At 40.7% G+C, this 10,413-nt stretch carries 14 protein-coding genes; all 14 read left to right on the top strand.

The annotated features are described in order from the left end of the window. Positions 1–54 precede the first annotated feature (54 nt). Genes AB1422_12185 through AB1422_12250 form a run of 14 tightly spaced genes read left to right on the top strand, consistent with a single transcriptional unit; the run spans position 55 to position 10,117 of the window. Positions 55–690 (top strand): 4Fe-4S dicluster domain-containing protein, encoded by a 636-nt coding sequence (locus AB1422_12185; protein MEW6620070.1) that lies wholly within the window; start codon positions 55–57, stop codon positions 688–690. Between the two features lie 50 nt (positions 691–740). Then, positions 741–1,061, top strand: coding sequence for a DUF4258 domain-containing protein (locus AB1422_12190; protein ID MEW6620071.1), 321 nt, complete (start codon positions 741–743; stop codon positions 1,059–1,061). A gap of 6 nt (positions 1,062–1,067) precedes the next feature. After that, positions 1,068–1,325 carry a type II toxin-antitoxin system MqsA family antitoxin gene (locus AB1422_12195; GenBank protein MEW6620072.1) on the top strand — a complete coding sequence of 86 codons (258 nt, stop codon included), beginning with the start codon at positions 1,068–1,070 and terminating at the stop codon, positions 1,323–1,325. A 41-nt stretch (positions 1,326–1,366) separates the two neighbouring features. Further along, positions 1,367–2,206 carry a CoB--CoM heterodisulfide reductase iron-sulfur subunit B family protein gene (locus AB1422_12200; protein ID MEW6620073.1) on the top strand — a complete coding sequence of 280 codons (840 nt, stop codon included), beginning with the start codon at positions 1,367–1,369 and terminating at the stop codon, positions 2,204–2,206. Positions 2,207–2,218: 12 nt separating this feature from the next. Continuing rightward, positions 2,219–2,494, top strand: a complete 276-nt coding sequence (locus AB1422_12205; protein ID MEW6620074.1) for a hypothetical protein — start codon at positions 2,219–2,221, stop codon at positions 2,492–2,494. Continuing rightward, positions 2,491–3,087 (top strand): nucleotidyl transferase AbiEii/AbiGii toxin family protein, encoded by a 597-nt coding sequence (locus AB1422_12210; GenBank protein ID MEW6620075.1) that lies wholly within the window; start codon positions 2,491–2,493, stop codon positions 3,085–3,087. The genes AB1422_12205 and AB1422_12210 overlap by 4 nt, the downstream gene beginning before the upstream one ends. Before the next feature lie 4 nt (positions 3,088–3,091). Further along, on the top strand, positions 3,092–3,343 hold the full coding sequence (locus AB1422_12215; protein MEW6620076.1) for a type II toxin-antitoxin system HicB family antitoxin: 252 nt from the start codon (positions 3,092–3,094) through the stop codon (positions 3,341–3,343). Further along, positions 3,344–3,577, top strand: coding sequence for a type II toxin-antitoxin system HicA family toxin (locus AB1422_12220; protein ID MEW6620077.1), 234 nt, complete (start codon positions 3,344–3,346; stop codon positions 3,575–3,577). Positions 3,578–3,580: 3 nt separating this feature from the next. Beyond that, a complete protein-coding gene (locus AB1422_12225; protein ID MEW6620078.1) occupies positions 3,581–3,760 on the top strand; it encodes an FAD-dependent oxidoreductase in 180 nt (59 codons plus the stop codon). A 19-nt stretch (positions 3,761–3,779) separates the two neighbouring features. Beyond that, positions 3,780–4,064 (top strand): UPF0175 family protein, encoded by a 285-nt coding sequence (locus tag AB1422_12230; GenBank protein MEW6620079.1) that lies wholly within the window; start codon positions 3,780–3,782, stop codon positions 4,062–4,064. Next, positions 4,039–4,527, top strand: coding sequence for a DUF3368 domain-containing protein (locus tag AB1422_12235; GenBank protein ID MEW6620080.1), 489 nt, complete (start codon positions 4,039–4,041; stop codon positions 4,525–4,527). The genes AB1422_12230 and AB1422_12235 overlap by 26 nt, the downstream gene beginning before the upstream one ends. A 43-nt stretch (positions 4,528–4,570) precedes the next feature. Then, positions 4,571–9,031, top strand: coding sequence for an FAD-dependent oxidoreductase (locus AB1422_12240; GenBank protein ID MEW6620081.1), 4,461 nt, complete (start codon positions 4,571–4,573; stop codon positions 9,029–9,031). A 14-nt stretch (positions 9,032–9,045) separates the two neighbouring features. Next, positions 9,046–9,468 carry a hydrogenase iron-sulfur subunit gene (locus AB1422_12245; GenBank protein ID MEW6620082.1) on the top strand — a complete coding sequence of 141 codons (423 nt, stop codon included), beginning with the start codon at positions 9,046–9,048 and terminating at the stop codon, positions 9,466–9,468. Between the two features lie 19 nt (positions 9,469–9,487). Beyond that, positions 9,488–10,117 carry a DUF3800 domain-containing protein gene (locus tag AB1422_12250; protein ID MEW6620083.1) on the top strand — a complete coding sequence of 210 codons (630 nt, stop codon included), beginning with the start codon at positions 9,488–9,490 and terminating at the stop codon, positions 10,115–10,117. Positions 10,118–10,413 lie beyond the last annotated feature (296 nt).

A 10,413-nucleotide genomic window follows, 5' to 3' on the forward strand; every position in this document is an offset into this window, starting at 1 on the left:
TTAGAGATTAGATTTTACTAATTCGCTAATTCGCTTAATTCACTAATTCACTAAATGGAATTTGGAATTTGTGATTTGGAATTTCATAGCCATATCTATGTCAAATTTCGATTAATAAGTGCTATATTTACTGACTATTTCTATAGGAATCGGGTGATGATGAACAATAACCTATTAACAACCATAGAAAAAGAATCAGGCCAAAATGTGAATCTATGCTATCAGTGTAAAAAATGCACCTGTGGCTGTCCGATGCTTCCGGAAATGGATTTGACCCCCACCCAGATTATCCACGCCTTAGTTTTGGGAATGAATGACTTAGTCTTAAAAAGTAAGACTATCTGGTTGTGTGCTTCTTGCGAGACCTGTATCACCCGCTGTCCACAACAGGTTGACCTGCCTAAAGTTATGGATGCCTTAAGAATGGTAGCTATGAAACAACGAATAAAGCCTGCTCTCCCCGAAATCCCCTTTTTCTATAATTGCTTTATTAAATCTGTGCGGTTGTTTGGGACAAGTTTTGAATTGGCTCTGGGTGGGATAGTAAAACTAAAGACAAAGGGGATTCAAAAGGAATTGCCACTGACCATTGAACTCTTAAAAAGAGGGAAATTGAACCTTTTCCCATCAATAAGGGAAGTTTTGGGGATTAATAAAATATTTAGCAGGACAAAGAAGGCCGAAGGTTGAAGGGAAAAGGTATTAATCTTTTGCTTTTGAGGGAATAAGGAGATGCCTGTGTGAATATCAAATTTGTCCAGGAGTGTATTAATAATAAAGACTTTTATATAACATATCATGCTTTCCTAATGATGAATGAACGAGAGATTAAACGCTTTGAACTAATTAGATCTCTTTATAAAGGAGAAATTATCGAACGAAATCCTGAGAGTAAACCATATCCTTCATTTTTAGTCCTTGGATGGTTAGAGTCAGGTGACCCTTTGCATATAAAATGTTCCCATTCACCTATTGGAAAGCGATTAAGGATAGTTACAGTGTATGTCCCATCGGATGAAAAATGGGAGAAAGATTATAAGACAAGGAAGAAAAAGAGGTGATTAACATTGAGTAATGAGAAAGAATTATGTGATTTCTGTGGGGGAGAACTTTTAAGTGGCAAGAAGAATTTGGAATTCAAGGTAAAGAATGAAATAATTCTATGTCGGCATATACCAGCTAAGATATGTACAGAATGTGGAGAGGCTTATCTTGATGCAGAAACATCTGAGAAGGTAGAAATCTTTCTCAAGAATGCTAAGCAACTGAAACCTTTGGAATATATTCCGATGGCAGTCTATGAATCATCGTTAGTATTAAGATAATAAATTAGATTCATCATTTCGGAGAAAAGGAGTATTTATAGATGCAATACGGCTACTATCCTGGTTGTTCTATCCATTCAGGCTCAAAGGAATATGGAGACTCTTTGAGGCGGGTAGGCGAGCCATTTAATATCATATTAGAAGAGATAAAGGGATGGACTTGTTGTGTGCCGGTTGCTCCTCATTGCTGTTCATCATCGGTTTCTATTGCCCTGGCAGCAGCTAACCTGGCTAAAGCAGAAGAGCAAGGCTATAGCCAGGTAGTAGCCCCTTGTGCCGCTTGCTTTAGTCGATTGAAAGTCGCTACCTATGAAATCAAGCAGGATAAACAACTACAGGAAACAGTGTCTCAAGCATTGGGTTATGAATTCAGAAACTCTGTGGCAATACTCCACCCATTAGAACTATTCCCCCCAAAGCTTGATCATTGCCTCATCACCAGAGACCTCTCCAGGATAAATGTGGTCTGCTACTACGGCTGTTTATTAACCCGCCCACCTAAGGTTAAGCAATTTGATTATGCTGAAAATCCTCAAACGATGGATAATATTTTAACTGATATTGGTATGAATGTCCTTGATTGGTCATATAAAACCGATTGTTGTGGGGCATCTTATACCCTGCCTAAAAAAGAGATTGTATTTCGATTAACCAAACAATTATTAGATAATGCCAGACAAAGCGGTGCAGATTGCATCTCTGTTGCCTGTCCCTTATGCCATCTTAATTTAGAATTAGTTCAGTGGGAGTTAAAGGAGTACCATCTGCCGGTGTTCTATTTTACTCAACTAATCGGACTGGCATTTGGGCTAACCGAGAAGGAGTTGGGCTTGAACAGGCATCTAATAAAGGTAGATAAGGTGTTAGGGAAAATAAAATAAGAGGATAATTGTATGAAGAGTGGATTAAAAGTGTCTCGGGAAGTAATATTGTCCTTTGTTGAAGGTTATAGAAAGGCTAATGAAGTAATTATGGCAGAGAAGAGAAAATGGTTATCCCATTTGTCAAGTCAAGATTCTCTTCGCATTTACGATAACCTTTGCAATTTCTGGGAACAAAATTCTCATAAGGAAGGCATAGAAAAATTAGAAAGACAAAAAATCTCCTTTTTACTTAAAAAAAGAAGTATGTTTAACCATGTTAGTGGTTATAAACAGGGTGCTAAATGAATCTACAAATTAAGGCTGCTGTAGAGATTCATCAATTCTTTACCAAAGTAGATATACCTTATGCCATTATAGGAGGCATTGCCCTCCAACATTGGGGAGAGCCACGCTTTACCCGTGATGTAGATGTTACTATTCTGGTTGATTTGGGGCAAGAAGAGGCAACATTAAAAAAGACATTATCTGTCTTTTCCCCTCGAATTTCTGATGCATTAGAGTTTGCTCTTAAACATCGTGTCTGTTTAGTTCAAAGTAGAGAAGGGATAGAAATAGATATTTCGTTAGGTATCCCTGGGTATGAGCAGGAAGTTGTAAAACGCGCAGTAGAATGCGATCTTGAAAGTGGAATTGTGCGGATATGTTCGGCAGAAGACCTCATTATTCATAAGGCAGTAGCAGGAAGACCTCAAGATTTACTTGATATTGATGGGGTAATTATCCGCCAAGGAAAGAGGTTAAATGTTGCGTATATCCGCCGGTGGCTTAAGAAATTTTCCCGCTTGTTGGAAATGGAAGAAATACTCCAGAGATTTGAGGAAGCCTGGAGACGATTTGGAAAAGGGGGTAGTGTCAAAAATAAATATGAACAGGGGTGAGAAAATGAGAAAGACAATTCTATTTCCAATAATAGTTGAATGTTTAGAAGAAGGTGGGTATTATGCTGAATGCCCTATTCTTCAAGGATGTCATGTAGAAGGGGAAACCTATTTAGAGGCGATAGAGAATATCCAGGATGCAATAAAAATATTCCGTGATTCTTATCAAGAATTGGGCAAAAACATTCCTTCACTTCCAATCTATGAAGGGAAGGTAGTGGTTACTTCGGGTATTCCTATGTTACAGGAAGTATAAATGAGTGACAAATTTCCTGCAATAACTGATAAAGATGTTATAAGTCTCCTTCGCAAGATTGGATTTGAATTCTATCGAACAGCAAAAGGTAGTCACGAGGTATGGCGGAGAAAAAGCGATATGAGGCATACTATTATCCCAAGACACAGAGGGAAGATAATAAAAAGAAGGACTCTAAAAACTATACTGAATGATATTGGATTAACCATAGAAGAATTTAGGAGATTGGTTTAAAAAATGGCAACGGAAATAAAAAATACAAAAATCGGTTCTTGTTTAGTGCTCGGTGGTGGAATTGGTGGTATGCAAGCCGCACTTGACCTTGCCAATAGCGGGATAAAGGTCTATCTGGTAGATACCAGACCCAGCATCGGTGGTGTGATGGCTCAGATTGATGAAGATTTTCGGATAAAATAAAGAGGAGGTATGATGAGAAATGATTAGGATGGAAAAAGAAAGAATATCTGTAAATATTCCCTTAGAAATTTTACCTATAGTTGCAAAAAGGAGAAAAGATGCATCTACAAAAATTTTTGAATATTTGATACTAGAACTCTACCGACTGGGTGAGATATCTAGTGGAAAGGCAGCTCAATTCCTTGAGATGGAACGAGTTGAGTTTATAAGATTTGCTTGCCGACTGGGAATCCCATTTATTGATATGGACGAAGAGGAACTTTTAAAGGATTACACTAATGCCCAAAATGCAAGAGAAAAATAAAAAAATAGTAATTTCCAATTCAAGTTGTTTAATTATTCTTAAAAGAATTGGGAAAATAGAGCTCCTATCAGATCTCTATACAAGGATAATTATACCTCCTGCTGTAGAGCATGAGGTATTTGAATTTGAGTCTAAACCAAAATGGATTGAAACGGTTGAAATAAAACAATCTCTTGTAACAAAAATATTAGAAAAAACACTTGGTAAAGGAGAAAGTGAGGCTATTAATTTATGTTTAGAATTAAATGCACATCTTTTAATTATTGATGACCTTGCTGCGAGAAGAACTGCTTACGGATTAGGAATAAAATTTACAGGGGTAATGGGAATTCTTTTGGAAGCGAAAAGAGTAGGATTAATAGAGGAGATAAAAGGATTTTTAGACGAGATGAGAAAATACGATTTTAGAGTTTCTAAGACAATATATGATTCAGTATTAAAGATTGCAAAGGAAAAAATATGAGATAATTAAACTATTGTTCAAGTCTGGTTTTTCGGGAGAAGAAATGACTAAAGTAACTCAAAACTCAAAAACAGGCGTTTGTTTAATCATTGGTGGCGGTATTGCCGGCATGCAAGCCGCACTTGACTTAGCCAATAGCGGCATAAAGGTCTATCTGGTAGATACCAGACCCAGCATCGGTGGCGTGATGGCGATGCTGGATAAAACCTTCCCGACTAACGATTGTGCTATGTGCACGATGGCTCCCAGACTGGTTGAGATTGGCAGACATAAGGATATTGAAATAATTACCCTGAGCGATATAGAGTCTATTTCTGGGCAGGCTGGCAATTTTACGGTTAGATTGAATAAGCACGCAAGATATGTGCGTGAAGACAGATGCACTGGCTGCGGTGAATGTGAGACGGCCTGTCCTGTAGAAGTGCCGGATGAATTTAATTGCTCGCTTAACCAGAGAAAGGCAATCTATCGTCTTTACCCTCAGGCAGTCCCCAACTGGTTCACCATAGACAAATCCGAACATAAATCACCCTGTCGCCTCGCCTGCCCGGCCGGTTGTGATAATCAGGCATACATCGCCTTGATCAGTCAGGGAAGATTTAAAGAGGCAATGGAGGTTATTCGCCGCAGAATCCCCATTCCCTCGATATGCGGCCGTATTTGTAACGCACCCTGTGAGAGTAAATGTAATCGCAAGGATGTTGACGAACCCTTGAGCATCCGGGCATTAAAACGCTTTGTAGCTGATTATGAAAGAGTAAATGGTAGCTGGAAACCCTCTAAGGTTGAGGTGAAATACCCTGAGAAGATAGCCGTAATTGGCTCTGGTCCTGCTGGACTAACCTGTGCCTATAATCTGACTCAACGCGGATACCCGGTAACCATATTTGAGGCTTTACCGGTGGCAGGTGGTATGCTGCGGGTGGGTATCCCGCAATATCGTTTACCCGCAGAGATTATTGAGTATGAAATCGAACAGATAAAAAACTCAGGGGTGGAGATACTAACTAATACCCCGCTGGGTCCAGATTTAACCCTGAATGACCTCTTTGATAGAGGCTATAAAGCTATCTTTATCGCTATTGGTATGCATCAGAGCAAGAGATTGAATATTGAGGGAGAGGATTTAGCCGGGGTTATCCACGGAACCTCCTTTTTGCATAGTGTCAAGCGGCATAGAGAGATAGACCTAACTGGTAAGGTGGTAGCGGTTATCGGCGGCGGCAATGTAGCTATTGATGTTGCCAGGGTAGCCCTGCGACTGGGAACAAAAGAGGTGAATATCCTCTATCGCCGCTCTAAAGAGGAAATGCCTGCTATCCCGCAGGAGATTGAGGATGCCGAGCATGAGGGTATAAAGATAGAGGTTTTAATCGCACCCAAACGCATTCTTACGAAAAATGGTAAGGTTAAGGGGATTGAATGCACCCGGATGAACTTGACCGAATTCTTTGATAAAAGCGGCCGGAGAATAGCTGAGCCAATTGAAAACTCCACCTTTGTTCTGGATGCAGATACGGTTATTATCGCAGTAGGGGAAGTGGTGGACTATTCAATGGTTCAAGCCGCAGATGGGGTATTAATAACTGAGCGGGGCTTTTTAAAGGTTGATAGAACCACATTAGCTACAAATGTGCCTGGGATATTTGCTGGTGGTGATGTAATCGGGTTGTCTGGCATGGCAGTGGATGCAATTGCACATGGACACGAGGCAGCAGAATCCATCCATCGCTATCTGCAAGGGATGGATATGTCCGAAGGACGAGAAAAAAAGACCGAAGCAGAAGCAAGCCTGCCTCAAAGGGAGATTAAGATAGAGCAGAGACAACCAATGCCTAAATTGCTACCAGAGGAGCGAATAAAGGGCTTTGAAGAGATCGAATTGGGCTATTCTCAAGAGCAGGCAGTCAAAGAGGCAAAACGCTGCCTCAACTGCGGTGGCTGTTCTGAATGCCTGATGTGCGTAACCGCGTGCAAGGCAGAAGCAATAGAGCACCAGCAGAAGCAAGAAGCCATTAATCTGGAGGTAGGTGCGGTAATCATAGCCCCTGGTTATGAAACCTTTGAGGCAAAACTGGCGGGTGAATACGGTTATGGCAGGTATCCCAATGTGGTCACCAGCCTGGAGTTTGAACGGATAATGGGTGCATCAGGGCCATTTAGAGGAGAGATATTAAGACCATCAGATAAAACACATCCGCACAAGATCGCATTTATTCAATGCGTTGGCTCAAGGGATACGGAAAGGCCCTGGTGCTCTTCAGTTTGCTGTATGTATGCCACCAAAGAGGCACTAATCGCTAAGGAGCATCTGCCTGATTTGGAATGTAAGATATTCTATCGGGATGTGCGAGCCTTTGGCAAGGGCTATGAGACATATTATGAACGGGCGAAAAAAGAGGGGATAGCGTATATTAATCAGACGCCGTCAACCCTCAAGCAAAACCCTCAGACAAAGGGTCTGGTTATCCGCTATGGACTTTCTGGCGAGATAATCGAGGAGGAGTTCGATTTAGTCATCTTGTGTGTAGGTATCACACCACAACCAGTAAAGGCTATTGCCCAGCGGTTGAATCTGCGGCTGAATGAGTTTGGGTTTATCCAGACCGATGCCTTCCTAAAAACAAATCTGGAGGGAATTTTTGCGGCGGGTGTAGCCACAGGACCAAAGGATATTCCAGAGAGTGTAATGGAGGCAAGTGCCTGTGCCTCTGAATGTCTGGGTCTGTTGTCTGAGGTTAAAGGGGCATTAGTCAAGAAGCAGGAGTATCCTCCACAGCGGGATGTGAGCCAGGAAGAGCCGAGGGTGGGTGTCTTTGTCTGCCACTGCGGCACCAATATCGCAGGTGTGGTAGATGTCCCCAGCGTAGTTGAGTATGTACGGACATTACCCAGTGTAGTCTATTGTGAGAACAGGTTATATACCTGTTCAAGCGACAGTTGCGAGCGGATAAAGGAGGTTATTCAGACAGAGGGGTTAAATCGGATAGTAGTAGCATCCTGCACCCCACGCACGCACGAGCCGCTCTTTATGGAGGTCTTAAGAAATGCCGGGCTTAATCCCTACCTCTTTGAAATGGCTAATATCCGCGACCAAAACTCCTGGGTGCATAGACAAGAACCACAAAAAGCCACCCAGAAGGCAAAGGACCTGATTAGAATGGCTCTGGCTAAAGCCCGTATGAATGAGCCGTTGTATCCAAGCTATTTAAAGGTCAACAAATCTGCCTTAGTCATTGGTGCTGGCATAGCTGGATTAACCGCAAGTATCGAAATAGCCCGACAAGGTTATCAAGTTCATTTGATTGAAAAGAACCAGGAAATTGGCGGATATAACCAAAGGATTAAATATCTTCTTGGAGCAGAAAGAAATAAATTATGGGAGAAAGTAGTTAGTGAGGTCAAAAATCACCCAAAGATAAAGTTGTATCTCAATACCCAGCTGGTAAATATCGAAGGAAGCGTAGGAAACTTTAAAACACAATTGGCGGTTAATGGAACGACTGCAGAAATAGAACATGGTGTAGTTATCGTAGCTACGGGCGCAATAGAATACAAACCAACTGAATATCTCTACGGTCAAGACGAACGCATAATAACACAACTTGAATTAGAGGAGCGATTAGCGAATCTCGAACCCCGAGCCCCGAGTCCCGAGCCCCGAGTCCCGAATACCGTAGTGATGGTACAATGTGTTGGTTCACGCGAAGAAGAGCGAATGTATTGCTCACGGGTATGTTGTCAGGAGGCAATTAAAAACGGATTAAAGATAAAAGAACTCTATCCGCAGGCAAATGTCTATATTATATATCGTGATATTCGTGCTTATGGATATTATGAGGAATATTACCGCCAGGCAAGGGAAAAGGGAATTAAATTTATCCAGAGGCAGGATAATGAAAAACCGCAAGTTGAGTTGAGAAATGGTAAGATAAATGTTTCTGTCCGGGACATGCTTTTGGGGATGAGAATAGATATACCCGCAGATTTAGTTGTTCTTTCTTCTGGCACGCAAGCCAATGAATCAAACAAGGATATTGCTCAGAAATTAAAGGTGCCGTTAAATGAACACGGCTTTTTCTTAGAGGCACATATGAAGTTAAGGCCTGTAGATTTTGCTACTGAGGGAATTTTTGTTTGCGGCACTGCCCATGGACCAAAAACTATCCCTGAATCCATTATCCAGGCGATGGCGGCGGCGGCAAGGGCATCGGTGATACTCTCTAAGGATGAACTGGAGATAGACCCAAGGATAGCTGAGGTAATAGAGGCTAATTGTGATGGCTGTGCTTATTGTGTTGACCCCTGCCCGTATAAGGCAATTACCTTAGTTGAATATGAGAAGGATGGAGCTATCAAAAAGACGGTTAAGGTAGATATTGCCAAATGCCATGGCTGTGGGGTATGTATGGCTACCTGTCCAAAGAAAGGGATATTTGTGAGAGGGTTCAGGCTTGAGCAGATTGTAGCACAGGTAGAGGCGGCATTGGAGGTAGGAGTATAAAAAGGAGTAAGCAGATGAATGATAACCAAGCATTCGAACCATTAATACTGACTTTTTGTTGCAACTGGTGTTCTTATGCCGGGGCAGACCTGGCAGGGATATCAAGATTACAGTATCCCCCTAATAACCGTATTATTCGGGTGATGTGTTCTGGAATGATTCACCCTAATTTAGTCATCGATGCCTTAACTAAGGGTGCGGATGGTGTCCTTATCTGTGGCTGTCATATTGGTGATTGCCATTATCTTGAAGGAAATCTTAAAGCCCAAAGCAGGGCAGAGGCTATCCAGTTAATGCTGGATGACTTTGGAATTGAACAGGAGAGATTTAGGTTAGAATGGGTCTCTGCGGCTGAAGGACAAAGATTTGCTCAGGTGATGACAGAATTTACTGAGACGATAAAAAAATTAGGACCAAGCCCATTTTCGAGGAATTAATTAGGGATAGAGGATAATAATGTTGGTTTTTGTTGATGAGTCTGGAGATACAGGATTCAAAATAGATACTGGCTCAAGTAAATATTTTGTTGTCTCTTTGGTTGTATTTGAGGATGAAGATGAGGGTTGTGCTTGCGATAACAGAATTTCGCTTTTGAGGAGAGAATTAGGATATTCAGAATTTTTTGAATTTCACTTTCAAAATAACTCAAAACGAATACGAACAAATTTTCTCCAGGCAGTAGCACCGTATAATTTCTTTTATTTTGGTATTGTGTTGAATAAAAACCCAAACAGATTATATGGAGAAGGATTTAAGGTTAAAGAGTCTCTTTACAAATACACCTGTGGACTGGTATTTGAAAATGCCAAACCATACCTGAAGGAAGCGATTGTTATTATTGATAAAAGTGGTTCATCCCTATTTCGTTATCAATTGGCTAATTATTTAAAGAAAAAGATAAATACTAAAGAAATAGGTGTGATTAAAAAGGTAAAAATGGAATCATCAAAAAGTAACAATCTATTACAATTGGCTGATTATGTAGCAGGGGTAATAAATAGAAAGGTTCAAAGGAAACAAGACGCTGTCTTTTATCATAAGTTTATAGCTACAAAGGAGATGTATGTTCAAGTGTGGCCAAAATAAAAACCTGAGTTCCTACCCTTTCTGGGACGCCCACCATAAAGGTGACTAATCAGAACTCAGGTAATTCCATATATATTATAATATATAATTATATGTTTGTCAAGAGCATTTTTTATTTTTTTTAGTTAGATTAGAATAGGTTTCTGCCACAGAGCAACAAAGATTTGCTGTAACTATTCACCCTGTAGGAAAGTAGGAGAGTAGGGAAGTAGGAAAGGGAAAGAAAATGAAAATGAATGAGAAGTTAGATGATTTAGACAACTTGTAGTATGGCAAAAAAACCATCATTTAGTGAT

The organism is bacterium (assembly GCA_040757115.1).
Taxonomy (GTDB): domain Bacteria; phylum UBA9089; class CG2-30-40-21; order CG2-30-40-21; family SBAY01; genus JBFLXS01.

Coding starts and splice junctions, on each gene's coding strand:
- AB1422_12185 (MEW6620070.1), top strand. CDS start 55: ATGGAATTTGGAATTTGTGATTTGGAATTTCATAGCCATATCTATGTC.
- AB1422_12200 (MEW6620073.1), top strand. CDS start 1,367: ATGCAATACGGCTACTATCCTGGTTGTTCTATCCATTCAGGCTCAAAG.
- AB1422_12205 (MEW6620074.1), top strand. CDS start 2,219: ATGAAGAGTGGATTAAAAGTGTCTCGGGAAGTAATATTGTCCTTTGTT.
- AB1422_12210 (MEW6620075.1), top strand. CDS start 2,491: ATGAATCTACAAATTAAGGCTGCTGTAGAGATTCATCAATTCTTTACC.
- AB1422_12215 (MEW6620076.1), top strand. CDS start 3,092: ATGAGAAAGACAATTCTATTTCCAATAATAGTTGAATGTTTAGAAGAA.
- AB1422_12220 (MEW6620077.1), top strand. CDS start 3,344: ATGAGTGACAAATTTCCTGCAATAACTGATAAAGATGTTATAAGTCTC.
- AB1422_12225 (MEW6620078.1), top strand. CDS start 3,581: ATGGCAACGGAAATAAAAAATACAAAAATCGGTTCTTGTTTAGTGCTC.
- AB1422_12230 (MEW6620079.1), top strand. CDS start 3,780: ATGATTAGGATGGAAAAAGAAAGAATATCTGTAAATATTCCCTTAGAA.
- AB1422_12235 (MEW6620080.1), top strand. CDS start 4,039: ATGCCCAAAATGCAAGAGAAAAATAAAAAAATAGTAATTTCCAATTCA.
- AB1422_12240 (MEW6620081.1), top strand. CDS start 4,571: ATGACTAAAGTAACTCAAAACTCAAAAACAGGCGTTTGTTTAATCATT.
- AB1422_12245 (MEW6620082.1), top strand. CDS start 9,046: ATGAATGATAACCAAGCATTCGAACCATTAATACTGACTTTTTGTTGC.
- AB1422_12250 (MEW6620083.1), top strand. CDS start 9,488: ATGTTGGTTTTTGTTGATGAGTCTGGAGATACAGGATTCAAAATAGAT.